22 protein-coding genes are annotated in these 24,750 nt (G+C 48.8%); 9 read left to right on the top strand and 13 right to left on the bottom strand.

The window, feature by feature from the left end:
- Nucleotides 1–43 precede the first annotated feature (43 nt).
- The gene (locus tag KNV97_RS00695) at nt 44–979 is read left to right on the top strand and encodes an electron transfer flavoprotein subunit alpha/FixB family protein (protein WP_218561854.1); all 936 of its coding nucleotides are present in this window, start codon (nt 44–46) and stop codon (nt 977–979) included.
- A 155-nt stretch (nt 980–1,134) separates the two neighbouring features.
- Here the strand turns inward: KNV97_RS00695 and KNV97_RS00700 are convergent, their stop codons facing one another.
- From KNV97_RS00700 to KNV97_RS00715, 4 genes are all read right to left on the bottom strand, one after another.
- On the bottom strand, nt 1,135–2,283 hold the full coding sequence (locus KNV97_RS00700; RefSeq protein ID WP_136486777.1) for a dihydrolipoamide acetyltransferase family protein: 1,149 nt from the start codon (nt 2,281–2,283) through the stop codon (nt 1,135–1,137).
- The gene (locus tag KNV97_RS00705) at nt 2,280–3,263 is read right to left on the bottom strand and encodes an alpha-ketoacid dehydrogenase subunit beta (protein WP_136486775.1); all 984 of its coding nucleotides are present in this window, start codon (nt 3,261–3,263) and stop codon (nt 2,280–2,282) included. The genes KNV97_RS00700 and KNV97_RS00705 overlap by 4 nt, the downstream gene beginning before the upstream one ends.
- On the bottom strand, nt 3,256–4,347 hold the full coding sequence (gene pdhA, locus KNV97_RS00710; RefSeq protein WP_218561855.1) for a pyruvate dehydrogenase (acetyl-transferring) E1 component subunit alpha: 1,092 nt from the start codon (nt 4,345–4,347) through the stop codon (nt 3,256–3,258). The genes KNV97_RS00705 and pdhA overlap by 8 nt, the downstream gene beginning before the upstream one ends.
- Before the next feature lie 612 nt (nt 4,348–4,959).
- Complete coding sequence (locus KNV97_RS00715) at nt 4,960–5,649, bottom strand: DNA-3-methyladenine glycosylase I (RefSeq protein WP_218561856.1); 690 nt, start codon at nt 5,647–5,649, stop codon at nt 4,960–4,962.
- Between the two features lie 181 nt (nt 5,650–5,830).
- Between KNV97_RS00715 and KNV97_RS00720 the strand changes: the two genes are divergently transcribed.
- Nucleotides 5,831–6,580 (top strand): FCD domain-containing protein, encoded by a 750-nt coding sequence (locus KNV97_RS00720; RefSeq protein ID WP_218561857.1) that lies wholly within the window; start codon nt 5,831–5,833, stop codon nt 6,578–6,580.
- Between the two features lie 163 nt (nt 6,581–6,743).
- Here KNV97_RS00720 and KNV97_RS00725 read toward each other — a convergent pair whose 3' ends face one another.
- The 3 genes from KNV97_RS00725 to uxaC all read right to left on the bottom strand — a co-directional run bounded on the left by KNV97_RS00725 (nt 6,744) and on the right by uxaC (nt 11,221).
- Complete coding sequence (locus KNV97_RS00725) at nt 6,744–8,231, bottom strand: UxaA family hydrolase (RefSeq protein ID WP_322972673.1); 1,488 nt, start codon at nt 8,229–8,231, stop codon at nt 6,744–6,746.
- 10 nt (nt 8,232–8,241) lie between these two features.
- The gene (locus KNV97_RS00730; protein ID WP_218561858.1) at nt 8,242–9,702 is read right to left on the bottom strand and encodes a tagaturonate reductase; all 1,461 of its coding nucleotides are present in this window, start codon (nt 9,700–9,702) and stop codon (nt 8,242–8,244) included.
- A 100-nt stretch (nt 9,703–9,802) separates the two neighbouring features.
- Nucleotides 9,803–11,221 carry a glucuronate isomerase gene (gene uxaC / locus KNV97_RS00735; protein WP_218561859.1) on the bottom strand — a complete coding sequence of 473 codons (1,419 nt, stop codon included), beginning with the start codon at nt 11,219–11,221 and terminating at the stop codon, nt 9,803–9,805.
- Between the two features lie 369 nt (nt 11,222–11,590).
- On the opposite strand from uxaC, the gene KNV97_RS00740 reads away from it, so the two are divergent.
- The 6 genes from KNV97_RS00740 to KNV97_RS00765 all read left to right on the top strand — a co-directional run bounded on the left by KNV97_RS00740 (nt 11,591) and on the right by KNV97_RS00765 (nt 18,308).
- Nucleotides 11,591–12,112 carry a TRAP transporter small permease gene (locus KNV97_RS00740; protein WP_218561860.1) on the top strand — a complete coding sequence of 174 codons (522 nt, stop codon included), beginning with the start codon at nt 11,591–11,593 and terminating at the stop codon, nt 12,110–12,112.
- Nucleotides 12,113–12,133: 21 nt separating this feature from the next.
- On the top strand, nt 12,134–13,492 hold the full coding sequence (locus KNV97_RS00745; protein WP_256611679.1) for a TRAP transporter large permease: 1,359 nt from the start codon (nt 12,134–12,136) through the stop codon (nt 13,490–13,492).
- Nucleotides 13,493–13,535: 43 nt separating this feature from the next.
- Nucleotides 13,536–14,501 (top strand): TRAP transporter substrate-binding protein, encoded by a 966-nt coding sequence (locus tag KNV97_RS00750; protein WP_218561861.1) that lies wholly within the window; start codon nt 13,536–13,538, stop codon nt 14,499–14,501.
- Between the two features lie 713 nt (nt 14,502–15,214).
- Nucleotides 15,215–16,267, top strand: coding sequence for a FecCD family ABC transporter permease (locus KNV97_RS00755; protein ID WP_136486765.1), 1,053 nt, complete (start codon nt 15,215–15,217; stop codon nt 16,265–16,267).
- Nucleotides 16,268–16,269: 2 nt separating this feature from the next.
- Nucleotides 16,270–17,082 (top strand): ABC transporter ATP-binding protein, encoded by an 813-nt coding sequence (locus KNV97_RS00760; RefSeq protein ID WP_218561862.1) that lies wholly within the window; start codon nt 16,270–16,272, stop codon nt 17,080–17,082.
- Nucleotides 17,082–18,308 (top strand): MDR family MFS transporter, encoded by a 1,227-nt coding sequence (locus KNV97_RS00765; protein ID WP_136486761.1) that lies wholly within the window; start codon nt 17,082–17,084, stop codon nt 18,306–18,308. Before KNV97_RS00760 ends, KNV97_RS00765 begins: the two co-directional genes overlap by 1 nt.
- Nucleotides 18,309–18,431: 123 nt before the next feature.
- Here the strand turns inward: KNV97_RS00765 and KNV97_RS00770 are convergent, their stop codons facing one another.
- The 4 genes from KNV97_RS00770 to KNV97_RS00785 are packed head-to-tail and all read right to left on the bottom strand — an operon-like array spanning nt 18,432 to nt 21,899.
- A complete protein-coding gene (locus KNV97_RS00770) occupies nt 18,432–19,340 on the bottom strand; it encodes a LysR family transcriptional regulator (RefSeq protein WP_136486758.1) in 909 nt (302 codons plus the stop codon).
- Between the two features lie 17 nt (nt 19,341–19,357).
- The gene (locus KNV97_RS00775; protein WP_256611684.1) at nt 19,358–20,530 is read right to left on the bottom strand and encodes a M20 aminoacylase family protein; all 1,173 of its coding nucleotides are present in this window, start codon (nt 20,528–20,530) and stop codon (nt 19,358–19,360) included.
- A 47-nt stretch (nt 20,531–20,577) separates the two neighbouring features.
- Complete coding sequence (locus KNV97_RS00780) at nt 20,578–21,048, bottom strand: hypothetical protein (protein WP_136486756.1); 471 nt, start codon at nt 21,046–21,048, stop codon at nt 20,578–20,580.
- A gap of 5 nt (nt 21,049–21,053) precedes the next feature.
- The gene (locus KNV97_RS00785) at nt 21,054–21,899 is read right to left on the bottom strand and encodes a DUF3100 domain-containing protein (RefSeq protein ID WP_136486754.1); all 846 of its coding nucleotides are present in this window, start codon (nt 21,897–21,899) and stop codon (nt 21,054–21,056) included.
- A 373-nt stretch (nt 21,900–22,272) separates the two neighbouring features.
- Here KNV97_RS00785 and leuE point away from each other — a divergent pair, with 373 nt between their 5' ends.
- Nucleotides 22,273–22,914, top strand: coding sequence for a leucine efflux protein LeuE (leuE, locus tag KNV97_RS00790; protein ID WP_136486752.1), 642 nt, complete (start codon nt 22,273–22,275; stop codon nt 22,912–22,914).
- Nucleotides 22,915–23,103: 189 nt separating this feature from the next.
- Here leuE and KNV97_RS00795 read toward each other — a convergent pair whose 3' ends face one another.
- On the bottom strand, nt 23,104–23,715 hold the full coding sequence (locus tag KNV97_RS00795) for an alpha/beta hydrolase (RefSeq protein WP_136486749.1): 612 nt from the start codon (nt 23,713–23,715) through the stop codon (nt 23,104–23,106).
- 10 nt (nt 23,716–23,725) lie between these two features.
- Nucleotides 23,726–24,685, bottom strand: a complete 960-nt coding sequence (locus KNV97_RS00800) for a glutathione S-transferase family protein (protein ID WP_218561863.1) — start codon at nt 24,683–24,685, stop codon at nt 23,726–23,728.
- Nucleotides 24,686–24,750 lie beyond the last annotated feature (65 nt).

The raw sequence follows: 24,750 nt of genomic DNA on the forward strand, positions 1-24,750 counted from the left end.
ATCTCTTGCGAGTGCACGAGCGTGACAGAAACGGGAGCGAACGATGACGGATAAAGTGTTAGTGATTGCTGAACATAACAGTCAATATCCGGCGGTTGATACCTTACGAACCCTGCAAGCCGCACAAAGTCTGCATAGTGACATTGATGTTATGGTGATTGGTTATGGCTGTGAAGCGGTTGCCGAGGCGCTGCGCACTTGTCAGGGTATCGACAGGGTCTGGCTGGCAGACGACGCGGTGTATGAGCACCATCTGGCGGAAAATATGGCTGAATTGATTGCCGATGTGGGCAAAGATTACCGTCATATTCTTGCTCCGGCGACCACATTTGGGAAAAACCTGCTGCCACGGGTTGCGGCGCTGCTGGATGTCGGGCAACTCTCGGATGTGGTTGAGATAGAGTCCGCCGATACCGTGGTGCGCCCGATTTATGCCGGCAATGCACTGTGCCGGGTCAAATCGCTCGATGCGATTAAAGTGATGACGATTCGCAGCTCTGCGTTTGCTTCTGTGTCGACTCAAGGCGGCAACGCTCAAGTGTCTGCGCTGGAGCAGGTCATCAAGTCCACCCAGTCGCAATTTATTGAGCGGCAGCAGGCGCAAAGTGAACGTCCGCAACTGGGCGCCGCCCGTGTTGTCGTATCGGGTGGTCGTGGTCTGGGCAGTAAGCAGCAGTTTCAGCTGGTGGAACAGTTGGCAGATAAACTGGGCGGGGCTATCGGCGCCTCGCGTGCGGCGGTAGATGCCGGCTTTGTTTCGAACGACTTGCAGGTAGGGCAGACAGGGAAAATTGTTGCTCCTGAGCTTTATATCGCCGTCGGTATTTCTGGCGCCATTCAGCATGTGGCGGGCATGAAAGATTCTAAAGTGATTGTTGCTATCAACAGCGATCCGGACGCGCCTATTTTTCAACTGGCGGACTATGGGCTGGTAGGGGATTTGTTCGAGATTATGCCCAAGTTGATTGACGCGCTGTAATCGTCGAAGGCAATGTGGCAAATCCGGTCTGATTCACACAGTTTGCTCCTGTATCGAAAAACACTGTCTCATTGCCAGCACTTTAGTGGATGAAAAACAGCGGCCATAGACTGGCCGCTGTTGGTATTGATGAGTCGTTCCGGCATGACACGATATTACATGCTTGGTCGCTGCAGATCGTCGACTAAAGCGCGCGCAAAGCGTGCGGCTTCCCCGCCGGTACAGGCTCTGTGGTCAAATGTGATAGAGAGTGGCATGGTTTTCACGTTCATCAACTGCTCATTTTTTATCATTACTCTTTCCACTATGCGTCCGGCCCCGACGATGGTGACCTGAGGCGGAGTAACAACTGGTGTGGCAAAAATGCCGGCAATGGCGCCAAAGTTAGAGAGTGTGATGGTGGCGTGTTGCAGTTGCTCGCGACCGATTTTACGTTCACGAATCCCCTGAACGGTATTATCCAGCCACTGGCGCAGCTCAGAGGGTTCGAACTCGTTGGCTTTACGCAGCACCGGGACATACAAGCCGTGCGAGCTGTCAACGGCAATACCGATATTGACCACGTTATGCACACAACGAGTCATGGTATCGGCATCAAACCAGGCATTGAGCGCGGGCTCCTGCTGACAGGCAAAGCAGATGGCCTGAATCAGGCGAATAGAAATGTCCTCACCGGGCTTCCAGTCCATCAGCAGGGCTTCTTCCGTAATGGTAACGGCAGCGACCTGTAAATGTGATTCCGTCATGGTATTAACCATAGTACGGCGTGCACCTTTGAGGACTTCGGTTCCCGGAATTTGCTTATCTGCGGCCTGATACACATCCGTTTCCAAAATCAGTCCGTCCGGACCGCTTCCCGAGACACGCAGTAAATCAACTCCGAGGCGTTTGGCGAGGAGACGGGCTGCGGGCATCGCACTTAATGGTTTTTGTACCGGCTGAACATGTTCACTGCTGCCGATCCAGAAGTCGTCGACATCAACGCTGTGGGATTGATTAGAGACGTTACCGACGACGGTTGCTGCATCCTGGCGTTTTTTACTCACGTCACCGTTTTGCTGGCTGGTGGCCTGATCTTCAATTTCAAGCAGCAGGCTACCAATATTGATGACATCACCTTCTTCACCGTGGCGACTGACAATTTTACCTGCATAAGGTGCCGGGACTTCCACCACAGCTTTGGCCGTTTCGACCGTCAGCACGACCTGATCGACTTCAACCCAGTCACCGACGTTTACGTGCCATTCAACAATTTCTGATTCGGCCAATCCTTCACCAAGGTCTGGTAACATAAATGACTTCATTTCCAACCCTCCACTAATTCCCGTGCTGCCAGGACAATGTCCTGTTCCTGAATCATGAAATAAGCTTCATTCTTGTAATAAGGCATTATGGTATCCATACCTGTCACCCGTTTAGGTGGTGCTTTGAGCAAGCACATGGCGTTTTCGGCGACACGGGCGAGGATTTCCGCCCCGACCGCGCAACTGCGGCTTGCTTCGTGGACGACCAGCAGACGACCGGTCTTTTGCAATGAGCGTTGTATGGTCGCCATATCAATCGGTTTGATACTGGCCAGGTCGATAACTTCCACTTCAACTCCTTGTGACGAGAGTGTCTTCGCAGCCTGCAGCGATTCCACGACGCATGCGCCCCAGGTGACCAGAGTCAGATCCCGGCCTTTGCGCAGGGTAAAGCAGGTATCTAAGGGCAGCGCTTCACCGTTATCTGTGACATTCGATTTCACTGTGCGGTAGATTCGTTTGGGCTCAAAAAACATCACCGGATCATTGCTACGTATCGCCGCCAGTAACAGGCCATAGGCCCGCTGTGGTGAAGAAGGAATGACCACTTTAAAACCGGGAATATGGGCAAACAGAGCTTCAACGCTTTCCGAGTGATGTTCAGGTGCATGGATACCGCCGCCGAATGGCGCCCGGAATACCGCCGGGCAGGTGAGACGGCCACGGGTTCGGTTACGCATCCGCGCAGCATGGCACATCAGATGTTCCATGGCCGGAAAAACAAAGCCCTGGAACTGAAATTCGGCTACCGGGCGCAGTCCCTGAGTCGCCATACCGACAGCGACACCGCCGATCAGCGCTTCAGCCAGCGGTGTATCAATGACGCGCTTGAAACCATACTTCTCTTTGAGTCCGACCGTAGCGCGAAATACCCCGCCGTTATCACCCACATCCTCGCCCATCACGATGACGCTGGGGTCGTGTTCCATTTCATGATGCAGAGCCAGATTGACCGCTTCCACTAGTGTCATTTCACTCATGTTGACCTCCTTGCATGCGCATCGCCTTATTGATCAGTTCGTCACGCTGAGCGTGCAGATCAGGAGATAACGACTCATAAAGAAAATCAAAAGCGGATTCAGGCGCCTGAGGAGGTAAATCCAGATAACGTTGCACGGCGTGCTCAACCACCTCTTTACAGTGCTCCAGCCAGTTTTCTTCTTCCTGTTCACTCCAGGAGTTCTGGTTCATCAAATAGGTTTTTAGCCGGGAAACCGGTTCAAATTGCCAGGCTTGTTGCAGCTCGTCTTCGCTGCGGTAACGACTGGCATCATCGGCGGTGGTGTGATCGCTGAGGCGATAGCTGACGGCTTCAACTAAGGTTGCACCTTTGCCTTTGCGCGCTCGATCCAGGCTGGTTCGCACGGCGTCGTAAACCGCGACAATATCATTACCATCAACCGTAATGCCCGGAATACCGGCGCCCTTGGCTTTTTCCGATAAGAATTCGGCAGCGCATTGCAAATGGCGGGGAACAGAAATTGCCCATTGGTTGTTGTTCACCACAAACACCAAAGGAATGTGCCAGGCCCCGGCGCAGTTGATAGCTTCAAGAAAATCACCTTTTGAGGTGCCGCCATCGCCACACATCACCAGGGCAGCCTGATGTTGTCCCTGAATTTTCAGGGCAGCGGCGACACCGACTGCGTGCGTACATTGCGTGGCAATCGGAACGCAGAATGGCAGGTCACGACAGTGCTGCTCAGGATCAGGGGAAAAATCACTGCCTCGCTCGTCACCGCCCCAGTACTGGAGATTTTTTTCCATCGCGATACCTCGTGCCCACATGGCGGGCATATCACGATAGTAGGGGATAAAGACGTCATCGCGCTGCAAAGCGCGACCCACAGCGATGCCAACGGCTTCTGCTCCCAGATGGGAAGGATAAGTACCAAGCTTACCGGTGCGTTGCAGGGCCACAGCTTTGTGATCGTAGGTTCGGGTCAGCAACATATCACGATAAAAACTGGTCAGTGTTGCGATGTCTGCCCAAGCCGGTAGTGCTCTGAGCAGGTTGCCATGATGGTCGATAAATCGCTCCATAGGGAGTGCCTGAACGTTCATCTCAAGCTCCTTTTCGCCACTGCAGTGTCAAGCGCTGCCGGCAATCACATGTCATATAAAACTCACCAACAATCGGACGGGAAACGCTCGCGACTATTGGTCGATTTAGGAACAATACTCGATACTTGTGGGGCTTCATGTATAAAACTGATTGTCGCTCAAGCAAGCAGTTCTCAAATCGTAAAACATAATGTGCTGCAAATCTGTCTGGATCGACGCCACGGAACGGCTTATTTCGCCTTGTTCCAGCAAGCAATGTTGCGATTACCAGATAGGGTAAGTGTAACTAAAATGTTAAAAATCGCACAAAGTCGGGGCAGATGAGAGAGTAAAATAATGCTTACACCCGATACAGGTTAGTGAAATATTCTGGATTTATCGGGGCTTAGATCAGTAGATTGAAGATATCTGCCAAGTTGCAATCAATAATTGCACAAATATGGTGAAGATTGCATTTTGAGGAAAATTGTCCGTTGGGACGCCGGAAATAAAAAGAGAAAGCCGGGGGAAGCTTTCTCTTAACGTTGACTCAAACAGCAGATTACTTGTCACTGCTACGTTGCGGGAGCCAGCATGGTCAGGTTGGCAAAAAATCCGTGCATCGCTTTAGGTTTACTGTAAGTGGTTGTCACCGGTACTGTAGGCAATGATCTGACTGATCTCGGTCATGCTGCGGCCGGATTGCTCTCGCCATTGACAAAAGGCTTCAGTGGCTGCCTGCAGGGATCGTTTGGTATTTTTACCACCTTCGATGACACCGGTATTACGCAGGTAAGCCTCAACATCACCCGTCAGGATAAAGGTGTCCACACCCATTTGACGAAGGGTGTAAGGGCCGGTATTACCGCCCAGGCGATCGCCGTGCTTTTTCAGATAATCCCACAGTTCAGTGATGCGTTCGGCAGGCCAGTCAGCCACCATCCGGCTGAATGAACCATGAGTGAGGCGCGCTTCGTAAATCATTTGTGCATTGTTGCGAATCGACATTACTTTCACCAGATGCCTGATAATGCTTGGGTCTTGCGCTTTTTGCTCCAAAATCTCGTCCGAAAGCATCAGCAAAGGTTCAATGCGAAACTGAAAGAACAACTCTTCAAACGCCGGCCACTTTTTGCGTACCACGGCCCAGGAAATACCACTCTGAAATACTTTCATGCTGAATGCCGATAACCAGCGATCTTCCGCTATCGCCGCCAGCTCGTCCTTACTAAGAGGTTTACTCACTAACGCTTCGAGTTTATCACTGCCACCTTTACGTTCAGCAGCGCGCTGATATATGGCGTCAAACTTTTCCATAGTCATGGTTGTCACCCGGTTTTGAATCAGAAAACAGTATGTTATCAAAACGGGGGAGCGTAGGCACTTCTGCACGAAAGATTAGATACCAGAAAAATAAACATAAATGACAGCACGGTTTTATTTGGTTTTTTCATAATCGTGTATGTTACACTAATTGGTATAACAAGTTGTTGATGAGATGAGTATGGAACCCAACGTTAAGCTTTATCAAAAGATAGCGAATCGCTTTAAAAAAGAAATAGCTGACGGTGTATACCAGGTAGGTGATATGTTACTTGCTGAACGTTTAATCGCCGAACAAATGGAAGTCAGCCGCACCGTCATCCGTGAAGCAATGATCATGCTGGAAGTCGAAGGGTTCGTTGAGGTTCGTAAAGGCTCAGGTATTCGCGTGATTAATACTCAGATTGATTCCGCCGTTACTGAGTCCAGTCAGCTAGTTACCGACGCCAGCTTCATGTTAACTTGTGGTCCATTTGAACTGCTGCAAGCCCGTCAGCTATTTGAAAGCAACATTGCTGAATTCGCCGCGACTCAGGCCACTAAGCAGGATCTGGTTGCTTTGATGAAAATTCAGGAACAAGCCAAATCAGATGACTTTAGCCGTGATTCATACTGGGATAGTGAATTTCATATCCAGCTTGCACGCTGTACACAAAATTCCGCGGTGGTCCATGTGGCAGAGATGTTGTGCAAACATCGCGAAAACAATCCCTATTGGAAAAAGTTGCACGAGCATATTGAAGACAACAAGATTCGCAGCTGGTGTACAGAGCATGACGATATTGTTCAGGCCCTGATAAAACGGGATCCGCAGGCTGCGCGTCAGGCTGTATGGCAACACATTGAAAATACGAAACAGATGTTGTTTGACGGTTCCAGCGACGACTATGATCGTTTCTTGTTTGCGGAAAGTCCTCTTTCTACCTTCTGATTTCCAATGAATATACAAGCTTGACGTGTAAACCAGTAACGCCAGGCATTTGTCTGGTGTTACTGGTTGGTTAAATCATCGTTGCTGACCGAACGGTTGTTTGGAACTGTGTACAAAAAGGCGACCTGCTCTGGGCCGCCTGTTAAAGTGTTGTGAAGTTTGATTACAACGTCACGCCGCTCTTAAAAATCGCTATCTCACGGAAATCATTGCGCTCATTGCAGGTTTGCTGACCATTGACGAATGCGGCGACCCGTTCAATAAAACACTCCAGCAGTTCATCCATACTGATGCCTTCAATTAATGCGCCGGCGTTAAAGTCGATCCAGTGTGGTTTTCGCTTAGCCAAGTCGCTATTGGTGGCCAGTTTGAGGGTCGGTACTGGTCCTCCATAGGGGGTTCCGCGTCCGGTACTGAACAGCACCATATGGCAGCCTGCCATTGCCAGAGCGGAAGTGGCGATAGCATCATTCCCTGGCGCACTGAGCAGATTTAATCCTGGTTTGGTCAGGCGTTCACCGTAGCTCAGTACGTCCATAACCTGACTACGGCCTGCCTTTTGCGTGCAACCGAGCGACTTTTCTTCCAGAGTAGAAATGCCTCCTGCCTTATTACCGGGCGAGGGGTTTTCGTAGATAGGTTGATTGTGATCGATAAAGTACTGCTTGAAGTTATTGATCATGCCGACTGTATTTTCAAATGTGGTTTTATCGATGCAGCGACTCATCAGGATATGTTCCGCTCCGAACATTTCCGGTACTTCTGTCAGTACTGTTGTTCCGCCGTGTGCGACAAGGTAGTCCGAAAATCTTCCCAGTAGCGGGTTAGCGGTAATACCGGAAAAACCGTCGGAACCTCCGCACTCCAGACCAAAGCGTACTTCGTGCAAAAAGCCTGGCTGGCGCTGGTCAGTCATCATTTTGTCGTACAGCTTTCTGAGTAACCCGACTCCGGTTTCCACTTCATCGTCGTGTTTCTGACAGATCATAAACTCAATCCGATCCGGGTCATAATCACCCAGAGACTCTCTGAACGCATTGAGCTGATTATTTTCACAGCCGAGACCAACCACTAATACACCGCCCGCATTGGGATGTTTTGCCAGATTTTGCAGCAATGTTTTGGTGTTTTGATGGTCATCGCCGAGTTGCGAGCAACCGTACTGATGGGTAAATACATTTACGCCATCGATTTGTGTCATGTCAGCCTGAGATTCGAGTTGCTTTTTCATCATTCTGGCCATGGCATTGACACAACCCACGGTCGGGATTATCCACAATTCATTGCGGATCCCTACCTCTCCGTTATAACGCCGGTATAGTTCGACCGGAGTGTCGTGCAAGGTGCTGTCTATGGACTGGAAATCCGGTTGATACTGGTAGTCGCTTAACTCTTTGAGGTTCGTGCGTATATTGTCCTGATCGACACGGGTGCCAGCCGAAATCGCGGTCACAGCATGTCCGATAGGGGCGCCATATTTCACGATCAGGTCATCGCAGGCAAAATCCTTCAACGCGACTTTGTGAGCCTGAGGAATATCGTCCTGCAACGTAATCGACTGCTGGTCGATCTCTACAGTCGTACCCGCCGTGAGATCACTTAATGCCACGGCTACGTTGTCCTGCGGATGGATTTTAAGTAATGAGTTCACGTTCCCCTCCTTATGCATCAGCCAACGCGCTGCGCATTCCCCGTGAGCAGATGCGCTCAACATGGGCAGTTACACATTCGGAAAGGCCAGGGACCTTGGTTAAATCTGCATCCCAGTGTTCGGCATTCGCCAATACCGCGTCCACTAATTCACGGCAAGATAAATGACCAGCTTCAACTTGTGCCCATTGTGCGGCGAAGAAATCCAGCCATGGCTGATCGTCATTCAGGGGATAGGTTTGTTGATTCCGCTTGCCCTGATAAAAGGTAATTAATGCCGCAAAAGCAAAGCTGAGGTAGCGGGGTAACCGCTGTTCATTGGCTTGATATGCTAAGAGCTGAGGCAGGATCCTGGTTTTGAATTTGGTCATGCTATTCAGCGCAATCGATAACAGCTGATGCTGGATATATGGGTTTTTAAACCGGTATTCGACATCAGTGGCGAATGCGATCAGTTCATCTTCAGGTAAAGAGAGAGTCGGTATGATTTCTGAGAACATTACCTGTTTCAGGTAGGCCGCGATTTGCTCATCCTGCATGCTTTCGCCTACGGTATCGATGTCCGCCTGATAGGCAACCGGAACCAAAGCGGTATGAGCACCATTAAGAATGGCCACCTTACGCTCTTTATAAGGTTTGATGTCGTCCACAATCTTGATATTGAGTGCATATTCTTCATCAAGCTGGTCAAGGCACAACGCCTGGTTAAGCCATTGTGGCCCCTGAATGACGAACAGGTAGAAATTTTCAGCGCTGACCATAAAGGTATCTTGATAACCAAGTAGCGCTTCCAATTGGGGTACTTCATCTTTCGGATACCCGGTGACGATACGATCAACTAAAGTTGAACAAAAAGTGTTGGCATTATCGACCCATGCACGGAATTCTGCCGGTAGCGCCCAAAGGTCAATATAGCGTTGTATAATTGCTTGCAGAGCCGCGCCGTTGTAGTCAATCAGTTCACAAGGGATAATAATCCATCCTTTGTCGTCGGCGCCTTCGAAATGATTAAATCTCTCCCACAGCATACGCGTCAGTTTGGCCGGGTAACTGCTCGGCGGGATATCGGTGAGTTTGTCACTCTCGACGAAGGCAATACCGGCTTCTGTTGTATTGGAGAAAACAAATCGGGTATCAGGGTTGTGGGCCAGAGTCACAATCTGCGCAAATTCATCATATGCCGATAATTCCTGATTGACGGAATAGATAATACGCGATTGAGAGACCGCCTGGCCGTCTTCATCCAGCCCCCGAATCAGAGTGGTATATAAGCCCTGCTGTGTGTTGAGGCTGGGTGGGAAGGTGCCGCCGATCGGGCGGATAACGCTGACGCCAGAATTAAAATTTGTGTGTTGGTTGAGTTGATCGACTTGCCAGTCGAGAAAGGCACGTAAAAAGTTGCCCTCGCCGAACTGGATGATTTTAGTCGGATAAGATGGGCCGGGAAAAGTATCGCGGTTAAGCTGAATCATAATAGTTACCTATGTCGGGGTGTTGCTGTCGGCCAAAGACCAACAGCAATCAAAGGGCTTTAATATTTGGATTGTCGAACAGACCGGCTGTCGACGGGGATCACCGTGATAGTGCAGTGAGACCAAAATAGTTCTTTGCGTTGTGGTAGCAGATATCGGCAACCATACGGCTCAGCAGGTCAAAATCAGCTGGCGCTTCACCATTTTCGACCCATTGACCAATCATCTGGCACAAAATGCGACGGAAATATTCGTGACGTGTGTAAGACAGGAAACTACGGCTATCGGTCAGCATACCGACAAAGCGACTTAACAATCCCAGTTGCGCTAACTGAGTCATTTGACGTTCCATGCCATCTTTCTGATCGTTAAACCACCACCCGGATCCGAATTGAATCTTGCCTTCGATACCGCCGCCCTGGAAATTGCCGCACATGGTGGCAATCACTTCGTTATCGCGCGGATTTAAGCAGTACAAGATAGTTTTTGGCAGCGCGTCATCCCGGTCGAGTGCATTCAAAAGGCGAGCCAGTGGCAGCGCAACTTCACCATCGTTGATGGAATCGAAACCGGTATCCGGGCCCAGTAGTTCAAACATACGTTGGTTGTTATTACGCAGTGCGCCAATGTGATATTGCTGCACCCAGCCGCGCTTTGCGTACTCTTTACCCAGAAAAACTAGGACAGCGGTTTTAAACTGTGCGGTTTCAAAAGGTGTCACGTCGTTTCCTGCCAGACGCTTGGCGAGAATGGAATCCAGCTCCTGTTCACTGGCGTCTTCATATACCACGGTATCAAGCGCATGATCGCTGATACAGCATCCGTGCTCTGCGAAGTGTTGCAGGCGTTTTTTCAGCGCGCGGCACAAATCGGTAAAGAGATGGATCTCAACGTCTGCGACTTCCGCTAACTGATGCACATAGTCTGTAAAGGTAGCGAGATGAATGTTGAATGCTTTGTCGGGACGCCAGCTGGGCAGCATTTGTATCAGGAAAGAGTCATCTTCGGCCACTTGTTTATGTGCACTCAAATCGTCAACCGGGTCATCTGTGGTACCCACCATCTCGACTTTCATTTTTTGCATGATCGATCGGGCGCTGAATTCTGGGCTCGCTAACATTTCATTGCACTGATCCCAGACTTGCAGAGCATTTTTTTCACTCAATACCATGTCTTTTATACCAAAAGGACGACGTAGTTCGAGGTGTGTCCAGTGATAGATAGGGTTGCCGATGGTAAACGGCACCGTGCGTGCAAACGCCAGGAATTTTTCCTTATCGGTAGCTTCACCAGTACAAAAGCGTTCTTCAACACCGTTACTGCGCATTGCGCGCCATTTGTAATGATCGCCACGCAGCCAGATGTCGGTCAGGTTTTGAAAGCGGTAATCCTGCGCTACCTGTTGAGGAGGCAGGTGGCAGTGATAGTCGATGATTGGCATGTCCGCGGCCACCTCATGATACAGGCGGCGCGCGATGTCATTATGCAGCAAAAAGTTTTCAGAGAGGAAAGTGGTCATACCCAAACCTTAGTTGTTATACCAATTTTCAAATAAGATACATCAGAATCGTCCTTTAACAAGTTGTCCTAGGTCACTAATTACGATTTTATGTGTTTAAAATCACTAAAATTAGGCTATTTATCGTTAAATTGTTAAATGGATCGGATTTTTTCAAGTTGTTATACAAAAAGTAGTGTTTTTTGATCTGGTGTCGGTTTTTTATCTGCACTACATGTATTATATGTTGGTAATTAGTTAGACCAATCTGGGGTAATTTAGAACGAGATCGTGGCTTACTAAAGGACAAATAAGTGCAAGACCCGGGTCTGAATAATCATCCGGATCTGATTAATCATATTGTGAAGCGATAATGAGAAGAGAAACGCAATGATAATTGAGTTAATCAACGAATATATAAACAGAGGGTTGCGGGTTCTGCTGACCTTATTTATGGCCGTAATGATCATTACGGTTGTATGGCAGGTTTTTACGCGTTTTGTTTTGAACGATCCGGCCAACTTTACCGATGAACTGTCACGTTACTTGTTAATATGGATAGGAGTGCTGGGAGGCGCGTATACCTTTTCCATCAGGCGGCATCTAGCATTAGAGTTGCTGTCATCTAAATACGGAGATACGGGAAAACAAGTTTTAGCCGTGATCACTAATGCGATAGTGGTGCTGCTATCCAGTATTGCATTTATTTACGGTGGATATTTACTGGTTACATCAACGTTGGCCAATGGGCAGATTTCTCCCGGGATAGTGATCGGCGGTAAACATTTATTGATTGGTTATGTTTATCTCGTTGTACCTGTCGCAGGAGTATTAATTACCTATTTCGGATCGCTCGATATTATTCGAGCTATTTACTTCCTTAGTAATAATCGCAGTCAACAAAACGCATAATCACTGCGGTAGGAAAATATTATGACTTTAACCGATTTGTTATTCTCACAAGAATTTCTGCTAAATGCACCTGATTTCTTCTATGATCTATTTCCTGTTATCGTGCTATTCGGTACTTTGGCGTTGTTGTTGGTCATTGGAGTACCGATTGCTTTTTCAATTGGTTTAGCGGCTTTCTTGACCGTATTTGTCGATTTTCCGATTGATAAAACTTCGATTTTGATGTCGCAGAAACTCGCCAATGGACTCAATAACTTTGGCTTATTAGCTCTGCCGTTTTTTATTGTCGCTGGTAATTTGATGAACCGGGGAGGACTTGCCAATCGCCTGATTAACTTCGCGATGCTGTTTGGTGGGCGCCTACCAGGTGCTTTGTCACATGTCAACGTGATTGCTAACATGATGTTTGGCGCGCTCTCGGGATCCGCGACTGCATCTGCGGCCGCAGTGGGCGGTATTATGCGGCCATTGCAGGATAAACATAATTATCCTGCGGATTTTTCTACTGCAGTAAATGTTTCTTCCTGTCCTGCAGGGTTGTTGATTCCACCTTCTAATATTTTGATTCTGTATGCATTGGTTAGTTCGACTTCCGTCCAGTATTTGTTTATTGCCGGTTATTTACCTGGAATACTTATGGGACTGGGTATTATGGTGGGGATATTTTTACTGGGAGCGAAATTTAATATCCCACGTGAAAAGTATGAGTTTACCGAAAAAACCAGTAAGGTTGTTCTTGATGCACTACCCAGTCTGGGTTTAGTAATTATCATCATGGGCGGGATATTGGCAGGAATATTTACCGCAACAGAAGCCTCAGCCATTGCAGTGGTATATAGCTTACTACTAGGTTTTATTTATAAAGAACTTAAATCTGGCGATATCTTTCCAATTTTGGTTGACAGTGTGGTGACAACTTCAATTGTGTTATTGATGGTTGCGACGTCTTCAGCAATGTCTTGGTCTATGGCTAATGCGGATATTCCGACATTTATTTCTGATTTTATTCTCGAAGCTTCTGAAAACCCGCTGATGATCATTTTGCTGATGAACATCATTCTGCTGATTATCGGTACCTTTATGGATATGACGCCTGCGGTACTGATATTTACGCCAATTTTTCTGCCAATAGCGACTCAAATGGGTATAGACCCGATTCACTTCGGCATCATTATGGTGTTCAACCTGTGCATCGGTATCTGCACTCCTCCTGTGGGGACCGCCTTATTTGTCGGTTGCAGTGTTTATGAAACCAAATTAGGCCAGGTCGTGCCTAAGATGATTCCGCTGTTCTTCATCATGGTTATTACGCTTGCCATCGTCACTTTAATTCCGTCGTTATCGCTCTGGTTGCCACACTTGGCAGGCTATAGCTCTTAAACAAAAACAACTTAAAGCCAATAACGTAAAACAGGACTGTGAAATGAAAACTCTGAATAAACTGCTTTTAGCTTGCACTGTATCAACGCTGATGAGTAGCAATGTCTATGCTGCCACATTGAAAATGTCTCACGCACTGCCAACTGAGCATCCGGTACACCAATCTCTGGAATTTTTTGCCAAGGAGGTCCGCAAAGAGGCTCAATTACGAGTAAAAGTGTATCCGAACGGTACATTAGGTGATGAGTCTGAAGGTCTGCAAATGGTACAAAATGGCACGGTTGCGTTTACTAAAGCCAGTGCGGCTACACTTAATACATTTGCTCCGGATTACAAGTTACTTTCACTCCCTTATTTATATCGGGATCGTGCACAGTATGATGCGGTGCTGAACGGACCTATTGGCGAAGAAATCCTGGCTTCATCTCGCAATGCAGGTTTTATCGGACTGGCCTTTCTGGACGCTGGTTCACGTAGCTTTTATACCAGCAAGCCAATTAAAACACCGCAAGATTTAAAAGGGATGAAGATTCGGGTTCAAAACTCGGCGTTGTCGATTGATACGATTAAGGCCCTCGGTGGTACGCCTGTTCCGCTGCCATATGGTGAACTTTATTCGGCTATGCAGCAGGGCGTAGTTGATGGTGCCGAGAACAATGTACCTTCTTATTATTCTTCCCGACATTACGAAGTAAAAACAGTATTCTCACGTGATAACCATACAGTAGTGCCGGATGTATTGGTCATGTCGACTAGTGTATGGGACTCATTAACGGACGCACAGCGAGAAGGTATTCGTAAAGCGGCCAAAGAGACAGCTAAAGTGCAGGAAGATAACTGGGCTAAGTATGTAGAAAAAGCGACTCAGGATTTGAAGCAACATAATATTACGTTTGTGGAAAGCGATGTCGCCAAATTTCAGGCAGCAGTTCAGCCTGTGTACGATAAATTTAAAACTGATAATCCGGAATTAGTTCCGTTGCTTGAGCAAATACAACAAACTCCATAAACACAAAAGGCACTGTAAACAGTGCCTTTTTTCTTGCTTTCGCGAGGGGTTGACCGGATTAGATGTTAACCCAGGTCAGGCTTAGCATCATCACAACCAGAGAAGTTGCAGAAAACATTGCCAGCATGCCGAACAGCTCACGAACAGACAGTGATTGTTTTTTATCTAACATAGCGTCACCTTTTATCGACATAAGTAAATGAGGTATGGGTCACACTTTACTCTTTTGTGTGCGTTAGATCAAATCAAAACTGTAATTTTAATTCAATAAATATCAGTTTCATCGCCTTATTAGCGGTGTTTACGTAATAAAATTACTAAATTTGAACCTGTACGGGGTGGTTGTCGCCGTGCTGAGCGGTGTTATAGCGGTGTGAATGGTGGCGTTGGCGTGGCCTATGGCTTTTAACTTAAAAAAAACAGTTGATTAGAGTGGGGCAGGATGGGACGCAGAGCTAACAAATGATAGTGATTACCATAACGATTTATATTGATATTGATGTGTGTTGTTATAGTATAGCGCCCTGTGTGAATTTAAAAACGGCTGCGTGACCGCATAGCAAATCGTGAGGTGAGAGCCGGCGCTCGGAGTAAGGAGTGTTGCGCTTTTTACAGAAGGACGATGTGATTTTGTCCGGGACTATGTTGCAGGGGCTCATGCCCGAGGTATCGCAGACCGATAACCATAAGTTTTGATGTACAGGTAAGCCACGATGCAATCTGAAATTTTATTACAAGCGATTGACCACCAACGTAGCAGTGAGCGGCGGCGCTGGTTGGTTTTGATGTTGTTTGGTAGTGTTTTACTGGCTTCATTTGTGCTCGATATTATGACGGGGCCATCTATGTTGAACGCCTCGCATGTTATGAATGCTTTACTGGAATTTATTGGGCTCCCGTTCCAAGTTGATGCTTCTACTCAGGTAATCGTGACTAATCTGCGTTTACCGATTGCTCTGATGGCGATCATCGTCGGCGGGTCTTTGGGCGTTGGCGGCGCTGAAATGCAGACTTTGCTGAATAACCCGATGGCCAGCCCTTATACACTGGGTATGGCTGCTGCTGCGGGGTTTGGTGCTGCGATCATGTTGTACATTGGTTCGTTAGGCTTAGACAGCAACCTTGCTGTGCCCATCGGTGCATTTTTATGTTGTATGCTGTCGGCATGCTTCTTATTTATGTTGGCGTCGATGCGTCATATCAGTTCCGGGCAATTAATTTTGGCTGGTATTGCGCTGTTGTTTTTGTTTCAGTCATTGCTTTCGCTGGTGCAGTTTGTTTCTTCTCCTGAACTGAGTCAGCAGATTTTGTTTTGGTTGTTTGGTAGTTTGTCTAAAGCTACCTGGGGCAATCTGGGGATCACCGCTGTCGTGGTTCTGGGCGGCTTCTTACTTCTGATGCAGGATTCCTGGAAACTCACTGCGTTACGTCTGGGTGAAGAGCGGGCGAAAAGTGTTGGTGTTGATGTCACCCGTTTACGTTTGAAGATCTTGTTTATCGTGGCGGTAATGACGGCCACCGTGACCAGTTTTGTCGGTATCATCGGATTTATTGGCATCGTTGCGCCGAACATTGCCAAGATGCTGGTAGGCGAAGATCAGCGATTCTTTCTGCCCCTGTCATTTATTATCGGAGCCTGCCTGTTATCGACTGCTTCGGTCTTGTCCAAGTCAATTGTTCCCGGTGCTCTGTTTCCGATAGGTATTGTTACGGCCATCATCGGCGTGCCGTTCTTTTTCTGGTTGATTGTGGCTAAGCGAGGTTAATCATGTTGAAGCAACACTGCGTGACTGAGCCGGTTAAATGTCTGACCGCACAGAAACTAAATATTCAGATCGGTGCGCTCACTCTGGCGCGGGATATCAGTTTCCAGCTCAAGCCCGGTCAGGTGACTGCGATTCTCGGTCCGAACGGAACGGGAAAAAGCACTTTGCTCAAAACTCTGTTTGGTGAACTCAAACTGGATAGCGGCTCGATTCATCATGGTCAGGATTCGCTCGATATAAAACGACTGCTACATTGGCGGCAACGTTTCGGTTATATGCCGCAGGATATTCATCTCGATGTGAATCTGACGGTAATCGAAGTCGTGTTACTCGGTCGTTTGGATGCCTTGAGTTTACGTGTTGAAGATCATATGTTGCACGCGGCGTTAGAGATCTTACAAAGTATGGGGCTTGCCCACCTCGCCAACCGGGATGTACGCACGTTAAGTGGTGGTCAGTGTCAGATGATTCTGTTTGCACAGGCATTGATGCGCGAGCCACAGATTTTGATGCTGGATGAACCGGTCAGTGCGCTGGATTTACACCATCAGCATGTCCTGCTCGAACACCTGGTGACTCAGACGCGTGAGCAGCAGTACATCACTTTGATGGTGTTGCATGATCTTAATCTTGCCGCTCAGTATGCCGATAATTTATTGGTTCTTAAAGAGGGTGAGCTGGTGGCCTGCGGGCATCCTAAGTCCATCCTGACGTCCGAACTGGTACAGGATATTTATAACGTTGAAGCCACGGTGATCAGTGATGAAAACGGGATTCCGTTTGTACGGACTCTGCGGTCGAAAAAGGTAGCGTAATGAAGCTTAACCACGTGATGAATGACTGGCGTCTGCTCTCTGCAGCAGGGCGAGTGCTGGTCTTTAACAGCTTCAGCTTTAATCTTGGCTTTTATATGTTACTGCCGTATCTGGCTGAGCATCTGCAAAATCTTGGTTTTAGTGGCTGGTATATCGGTTTAATCATCGGCCTGCGGGTATTGAGTCAGCAGGGATTGTTCCTGATTGGCGGGACTCTGGGCGACCGTTTTGGTTACAAGCCGATGATTCTGATCGGCTGTGCGGTGCGGATTGTCGGCTTCTTTTTACTCGGGGTCAGCGACACGTTTGTGGCGATAGTGCTCGGTGCATTTTGTACCGGCTTTGCCGGTGCGCTGTTTACGCCAAGCAGCCAGGCCTATTTGTCCTCGGAGTATCCGCAACAGAAAGAGCGCAACCGGGTGTTTGCGCTGCAGAATCTGGCCAGCGAAGCTGGTATGTTACTCGGGCCTTTAATTGGTCTCAGCCTGTTTGCTGTTAGCTTCATGTGGGTCGGACTTTCTGCGGCGGCGGTGTTCTTTATTCTGCTGCTACTGCAATGGTATTACCTGCCAAAAGATACGCATCATAGTGTTGAACAACAGCGTCAGGGCGTGCTGGCGGACTGGTGGCAGATGCTGCAAAACCGGCCTTTCATGCGTTTTGTCATGGCGGCGTGTGTGTATCAGATCCTGTTTCATCAACTCTACCTGTCTATCCCGCATCAGGTGCGAACCCAGACCGGCGATCCGTCGGTGATTACCTGGGTATTTATGGTGTCATCTTTGATGGGCGTGCTGATGCAACTGCCGGTCAGTCACTGGGTGGAGAAAAAACTCGGTACCGCCAAAGGTATGGGCTTTGGTATGGCGCTGATGGGCAGTGCATTTTTGGCGCTGAATCTTCATTTTCCTGCCTGGCCGGCGCTGCCTTTTATTGTTTGTGCTGTGCTGCTCAGCAGCGGCTCGATGATGGTTCTGCCACTGATTGGCGCTTATATTCCGCGCTTTGCTTCTTCGACCCGCCTGGCCAGTTATTACGGCCTTTACTCCTGTATCGGCGGTTTTTTTGCTTTTGTCGGTAACTGGGGGGCCGGATGGCTGCTGGATCTGCCGACTTTCCCGTCCGGCTGGTTGTGGTTGTTGTTTGCCACGCTGGGTTGTATGTCAGGGTTGTGGCTGTATCTGCAGGTCAGTGCGCAGCAGGAGCCGGAAACGGAGCCGGCGTAAGGGAAGTCTTCGCTGTTTATGACAAAGCCGGCGTCAGTGCCGGCTTTGTTGTTTTCGGATCGTTTGTTTTAGCGATGAGCCTGGTATCGTCAGTAGGCAACGTCAGTAGGCAACATAGCACCGTCATGTGGTGGCGTTAAATGCTTTCATACCGGTCACTATGCACTCCTGCATCGCCTGAATTGATGCACTGAGCGGCCGGCCTTTGCGGATCACCAAATCGACCGTGGTATCGAGTGTATGCATGCCTTCGATATTTACCGCGACAAAGGATTGATTTTTAAGCTCTTTACTGACGCAGACTTTAGGCAGTAAGGTCCCGCCCAAACCGGCTGACACATAGTTCTTGAGTGCGTCAAACGAATTGCACACCATCAGCTCTTTCAAGCGGATTTCCTGACGCACTTCATACAGATCAACTGCACGCCGGATACTGAATGATTCATTGAGCAGCGCCAGCGGCACTTCAGCCAGTTCGGCGGGAGTAATGGTATCAAGCTGTGCCCAGCGGCTCTCTGTAGGAACCAACAGGCTCAACGCCTGAAAAGGGCAGGAGTATAGGACATCGAGTTTGGTATCTGGCGGTGAATTGAGCAGCACACCAATATCGGTTTCTTCATGTTTGATACAGTCGATCACATCGTCTCCGCCACCGACTTGCAATACCAGTTTTACACCTGGATGGCGCCTGGAAAACTGCGCAATGGCGTGATCGATAAGATCCGGTATAAAGCCACCGCCTACAGAAATGCGCAGCGTGCCGCTTTGCAGATTTTCGATTTCCGACAAATCAGAAATCAGGTCGTTTTTCTTCTGGTTGATATCTTGAATATAACGAGCTAAGCGGACTCCGGATTCGGTGATGTCAACGCCGCGCCCAATCCGGTCCATGAGACGTACATTGAGCTGGGCTTCCAGTTGTGCCACTTTTCGGCTGATCGCTGAAGGCGAAACGTGCAGCACTTCAGAGGCTGCACGTATGCTTTTCGTTTTCGCGACCACTTCAAAATATTTGAGGGCTCGTTCGTCCATGACTATTGTAATGCCGTTTAATCTGCCAGTAGGTGTTGTACCAGTCTAACCCAGAAATTGGCACCAATTGGCAGAACTTCATCATTAAAGTCATAATTCGGACTGTGCAGATTATGTGAATGGTCAGCACTGCCGTTACCCAGCCAGATATAAGCACCCGGCAATTTTTCCAGCATAAAGGCAAAATCTTCACCGCCCATGCTGGCGGGTGGGTTGATATGTACCTGCTGAACTTCTGGCATCGCTTCCAGCACGGCCTGGCAATGCTTCGCCTCATCTACCGTGTTAATGGTGGCCGGGTAGCGGCGCGTGTAGGTGATGTCCGCCCGGCAGCCTTGTGCCTGGGCAATCGTTCTGACCACTTCGTGCATCCGCGTTTCGATCAGGTCACGAACCTCAGGACAGAATGAACGGGTGGTGCCTTTCAGCGTCACCTGTTCCGGAATGACGTTATAGGCGTGGCCGCCGTGAATCTGAGTCACACTGATCACGCCGGATTTTTGCGGATCCAGGTTACGGCTAATAATGCCTTGCAGGGCACTGACGATCAGGCTTGATGCATACACAGGGTCAACCGTCTGGTGCGGCATGGCACCATGACCACCGATACCGGTCACTGTAATATCAAAGGTATCGAATGCGGCCATCACTGCGCCGTAATGCACGGCAGCTTCACCGGCAGGCAAAGCCGGCCAGTTATGCAGGCCATAGACCTGCGACATAGGAAAACGTTCAAACAGACCGTCAGCGATCATCGCTTTGGCGCCGGCCTCGTTCTCTTCTGCTGGCTGGAAAATAAAGTTCACCGTGCCTTTAAATTCAGGATCCTGGGCCAGCGTGACCGCAGCGCCCAGCAGCATGGTGGTGTGACCGTCGTGGCCACAGGCATGCATTTTACCCTGATGTCTGGAGCAGTGTTCGAAGGTGTTGAGTTCGTCGAGATCGAGTGCATCCATATCGGCACGCAGACCGATGGTCGGACCATCGCCCTGATTACCGTGCAGGGTGGCGACCACACCGGTTCCGCCCAGGCCTCGGTCGACTTCCAGGCCCAGCGAGGACAGGATCTCGGCCACTTTATCCGCGGTACGGAACTCCTCGTAGGCGGTTTCCGGATGAGCGTGGAGATCGCGTCTCCACTTCACCAACTGCTGATGTTGTTCTGAATGCTGACTAATATAATTTGGCATAATCTTCACTTTTATAATGGTGCACATTGAGCTTGTGCTTTGAGAGTTTAAAGTGACAGGTTAGCGATGATCGCTGAGCCCAGGTACGTGCCGGTAAACACAAGCAGCGCGATAATGACGACTTTACCACCGGCAGTTTTAAAAGTTGAGACTTCTTGTTTACTGATAGCGATACCCGCATACGCTAATACCGGGCTGACCAGGCTGAGGAAGTTAATTTCTTTTACCTGAGTCAGAATAAATTCCGATACCGGTGACGCCGGGATTGTTAATACCACACTCACCAGTGACAGCCATGCCACCGACGGTAAATAGAAAGGCATATATTTGGCTAATGCCAATCCAATGATAACCATACCAAAGATAATCACCATACCAGGCAGTGCTGACAATGGTGTAATGCCGGTACCCGTCCAGTTACTGATCAGTGCGATAATGCACACAATCACTAACACTGATGCATAATCTAATAAGTTGATCGACGCGTTCACGTTCTTTTTTGCAGTAGTATCAGACATTGAGATCACTTCCTTGTGTTGCTGATTGCTTGTGGCTCTGATGGTATGGCGGCTTTATTACCCGTAAGCAGGCGATACAGTTTTTCGGTCAGGGGCAGGGCAATAAACAGACCGACAAACAGGCCAGAGGCGTTGGTCAGCAGGTTACTTGCTCCGGCCAGAGCCAGGATTTCTTCTTTCATTGCTGGCAGTGATGCGCCCAGTGCCGCAGAACAAGCGGCGGTCATGCTTCCACTACCCACACCACAGGCCATTGCCAGTGCACGAGGGTCAAACCATCCGGTCGAAGCCAGGAGCGAGGCGAGAATTCCGAAATAGAGTGTACCGAACATGGTACCCATGACGTAGACACCCATCACCCCGACGCCTTCCGGGCTCTTTAAACCATACTTATCAGAAATCAGCGCGATATTCGGTTCACGAGCGATAGAAAAGCAGGCTCCCACGGCTTCACGGCCCATTTTCAACACCAGGATCGCCAGTGGCATCGCAATTAAAATCGTACCCAGGTTACCGAGTTCCTGCAGTAACATCGCCGGACCGATTTCGAGAATTTTATTCAATGACGGGCCAATAAGAGTGCCGAATTTAGCCAGGAAAGGCAGTACAGAAATAATAATAATGGGTGTGGCTTTTTCAGCATGTTTGGACGTCAGAATGACTTTGGCTTTTTTGACCACGTTCGGATTGACTAACAAACCGAATATAAAGGCATAGAACAGCGGTAATAAAACAACACTGCTGCCACCCAGTGGCACCTTAATAATTCCTATCAGTTCTGAGATGACGGCAATAATAACCACCGTGAGGTGTAGACGCCAGTGACCAAGCTGGCCTTTCAAACTATCCATAGTTTGCTTCCTTGTGATTGTGAGCTTCTTGCTGGGGATCATTTTGGATTTAACCACAAAGATATTGATGAAACTAATGATATAAAACCAACGAATTGTTCTAAAAAAGTCAACACAAGATATGATTCTGTTGCTAAACAGAGATGCAAAAAGCTCGGTTGGGCTTTGTGCCAGTGACAGAATAATTCGCTGCTTATGTGCTTTAAACTGGTCAGCCATTAATTGTCGTTATCGGCTCAGCGGAGATTTGTACCAGTTGTGTCCGGATCCTGCTGTTAATACTCGACGAGCAGACTAATTTGCGTTATACAGTCAAAAATTTTGGGGTGAAAAACCCGCAATTCTCATCAATTAGCCGACGGCGAGGGACAGTATGTTAGAGATGTTTGGGGTGATCAATATTTGGACTTATCTGGCCGGTTTAACCATGATCATTCTCGCGCCGGGTCCTAACTCTTTGTATGTGCTGAAATCTAGCTCGTCGTTTGGTGTTAAAGCCGGTTACAAAGCAGCCAGTGGTGTCTTAATTGGTGATGCAATTCTGATTCTGCTGTCTTATCTGGGGGTGGCGTCGCTGATTCAGGCGTCACCAGTGCTGTTTACCATTATTCGTTATCTGGGAGCCGCTTATCTGCTGTATCTGGGGCTGAAAATCATCCATCAGTTGCTGCGTAAAGATGCAGTGGATGAGGATGGGGTAGAGCGGCCAAAGAAGAGTGAAAATATTTTTGTGAAGTCGCTGTCACTGAGCCTGACCAATCCGAAAGCGATTCTGTTTTACGTGTCGTTTTTCATTCAGTTTATTGATTACACCTACGATCACACCTGGATCTCTTACCTGATTCTGGCCACCATTCTGGAAGTTTTCAGCATCGTTTATCTGAGTGCGCTGATTTTCCTTGGCACATCTCTGACCCAAATGTTTCGTAACCATAAGCGTTTGTCGCAAGTCGGCAATGGCATTTTGGGGATGTTCTTTATGGGCTTTGCCGCGCGTCTCGCCAGCCTGAGTTAACGGCAGCGACAGATAAAGTGGGCGTCGAAATGTGAAAAAGTGCCGGATAGCGCGAAGAGTCATGCTGTCCGGCAGGCGTGAGAGATGGCTTGAATGCCGTCACGTAAAGGGACTTAATGATAAAACACAGGGGATTAAGACCGGCGACGTCGCCGCCGGAGCAGGATGTTATTTCCTGATATCAAAATGTTATTCGCTAATATCAAAGCACTGACGAATAAATTGCGCAGCCCGCTCGGCGCCTTGCTGGGAGATTGTGTGCGGGATGCCATCTTCAAAGAGGGTCGTCACTTTGGCACCTTGCGCTTTGAGTTGCTGAGCTGCTTTTTCTGTTTCACTGAACGGGATGACCGGATCCGCTTTACCATGAATGAGCAGCAGTGGTGCCCGGGTATTCACCTCATGCGGTTGCGGAGAAGCCAGGCGGCCGGAAAATCCGACCACGGCGTGCACGGGTAAGCGGTTACTGGCCACAACATCCAGAGACATAATTGTGCCCTGAGAAAAACCAACCAGTACAATCTGGTCTTTTTCCCAAGTCGCGCCATGTTCCAGCAGCAGCTCGCTGAGCGTTTTATCCAGTGCTGCACGGGCATCATGAACCCGGATAGCCCGGTTCACTTCATTAACACCGCTGATGCTAAACCACTGATAACCATTGCCCTGATCGAAGGGAAACGGGCCGTTCGGAGCCAAAAATGCCACGTCCGGCATAGAGCTTGCCCAGTAATCACCTAAACGCTCCAGATCTGCGCCTGAGCTGCCAACGCCGTGCAGAAATATCACAATTTTCTTAGTCATGGTTGATTCCTTATAAACCGTAGGCCGACATGTCCGGACCTACCGGCACAATCCCATTCGGATTCAATGCTTTAATAGAGTAGTAACCCTGCTTGATGTGATCAAGGTTAACAGTAGCGCGTACCCCTGGCAGATCGAGGATACGTTTCATGTAGCTATCCAGAAAGCGATACTCGCGCAGTTGGTGCAGGTTACATTTGAAAATACCGTTGTAAGCCGGATCGAAGCGAATCAGAGTAACAAACAAGCGGATGTCTGCTTCGGTCAGGGTGTCGCCCAGCAAATACGGACGACCGTCACTCATGCGCTGCTCCAGAGAGGAAAGCATGCTAAACACATCCTGAAACGCCTCTTCATACGCCTGCTGCGTCGTCGCAAAACCAGTGCGGTACACACCGTTATTCAGTTTCGGGTAAATGTCGGCGTTCAGTTGATCAATTTCTCCGCGCAGCGGTTCTGGATACAGATCAAAGTCGTTATTGGCCAACTGACCAAAGCCACTGTTTAGCATACGCACAATGTCGGCGGATTCATTGCTGACGATAGTGTTAAGATGTTTATCCCACAAAATTGGCACGGTAGCCCGGCCGGTAAAGCTAGGATCGGCTCTGGTATAGAGCTGATGCATCCACTTAGCGCCATTGAGATCATCTTTATCGGAACCGGGGTAATCCCCAAAATGCCAGCCCTGGTCAAGCAGTTTGGGCTCGACGACCGAGACGCTGATAACCTCTTCCAGTCCCTTTAATTTACGGGCAATCAGGGTACGGGAAGCCCAGGGACAAATCAGGGCGACGTATAAATGGTAACGGCCCGGCTCGGCAACGAACTGAGCGGTTTCGCCCGGCGCGAGGCTTTCTGCCGGAACGACCCAATCACGAAAACTTGAAATTTGACGAACAAATCCGCCGTTTTCATCGGTTGCTTGTACGGGATGCCACTCTGCTGTCCATTGACCATTTACTAACATATCTCACCTCGGTATAAATCGGCTCTCGCTTCCCCGGACCTTTATCTGCAAGGTTGGATCCGCGT

This window comes from Vibrio ostreae, from assembly GCF_019226825.1.
Lineage (GTDB): Bacteria > Pseudomonadota > Gammaproteobacteria > Enterobacterales > Vibrionaceae > Vibrio > Vibrio ostreae.

Bases quoted from the DNA above. Each gene is read 5' to 3' on its own strand.
- KNV97_RS00750 (WP_218561861.1), top strand. From the start codon at position 13,536: ATGAAAACTCTGAATAAACTGCTTTTAGCTTGCACTGTATCAACGCTG.
- KNV97_RS00785 (WP_136486754.1), bottom strand. From the start codon at position 21,899: ATGGATAGTTTGAAAGGCCAGCTTGGTCACTGGCGTCTACACCTCACG.
- KNV97_RS00705 (WP_136486775.1), bottom strand. From the start codon at position 3,263: ATGAGTGAAATGACACTAGTGGAAGCGGTCAATCTGGCTCTGCATCAT.
- pdhA (WP_218561855.1), bottom strand. From the start codon at position 4,347: ATGAACGTTCAGGCACTCCCTATGGAGCGATTTATCGACCATCATGGC.
- KNV97_RS00745 (WP_256611679.1), top strand. From the start codon at position 12,134: ATGACTTTAACCGATTTGTTATTCTCACAAGAATTTCTGCTAAATGCA.
- leuE (WP_136486752.1), top strand. From the start codon at position 22,273: ATGTTAGAGATGTTTGGGGTGATCAATATTTGGACTTATCTGGCCGGT.
- KNV97_RS00775 (WP_256611684.1), bottom strand. From the start codon at position 20,530: ATGCCAAATTATATTAGTCAGCATTCAGAACAACATCAGCAGTTGGTG.
- KNV97_RS00755 (WP_136486765.1), top strand. From the start codon at position 15,215: ATGCAATCTGAAATTTTATTACAAGCGATTGACCACCAACGTAGCAGT.
- uxaC (WP_218561859.1), bottom strand. From the start codon at position 11,221: ATGACCACTTTCCTCTCTGAAAACTTTTTGCTGCATAATGACATCGCG.
- KNV97_RS00795 (WP_136486749.1), bottom strand. From the start codon at position 23,715: ATGACTAAGAAAATTGTGATATTTCTGCACGGCGTTGGCAGCTCAGGC.
- KNV97_RS00700 (WP_136486777.1), bottom strand. From the start codon at position 2,283: ATGAAGTCATTTATGTTACCAGACCTTGGTGAAGGATTGGCCGAATCA.
- KNV97_RS00740 (WP_218561860.1), top strand. From the start codon at position 11,591: ATGATAATTGAGTTAATCAACGAATATATAAACAGAGGGTTGCGGGTT.
- KNV97_RS00765 (WP_136486761.1), top strand. From the start codon at position 17,082: ATGAAGCTTAACCACGTGATGAATGACTGGCGTCTGCTCTCTGCAGCA.
- KNV97_RS00695 (WP_218561854.1), top strand. From the start codon at position 44: ATGACGGATAAAGTGTTAGTGATTGCTGAACATAACAGTCAATATCCG.
- KNV97_RS00720 (WP_218561857.1), top strand. From the start codon at position 5,831: ATGGAACCCAACGTTAAGCTTTATCAAAAGATAGCGAATCGCTTTAAA.
- KNV97_RS00715 (WP_218561856.1), bottom strand. From the start codon at position 5,649: ATGACTATGGAAAAGTTTGACGCCATATATCAGCGCGCTGCTGAACGT.
- KNV97_RS00730 (WP_218561858.1), bottom strand. From the start codon at position 9,702: ATGATTCAGCTTAACCGCGATACTTTTCCCGGCCCATCTTATCCGACT.
- KNV97_RS00780 (WP_136486756.1), bottom strand. From the start codon at position 21,048: ATGTCTGATACTACTGCAAAAAAGAACGTGAACGCGTCGATCAACTTA.
- KNV97_RS00800 (WP_218561863.1), bottom strand. From the start codon at position 24,685: ATGTTAGTAAATGGTCAATGGACAGCAGAGTGGCATCCCGTACAAGCA.
- KNV97_RS00770 (WP_136486758.1), bottom strand. From the start codon at position 19,340: ATGGACGAACGAGCCCTCAAATATTTTGAAGTGGTCGCGAAAACGAAA.
- KNV97_RS00760 (WP_218561862.1), top strand. From the start codon at position 16,270: ATGTTGAAGCAACACTGCGTGACTGAGCCGGTTAAATGTCTGACCGCA.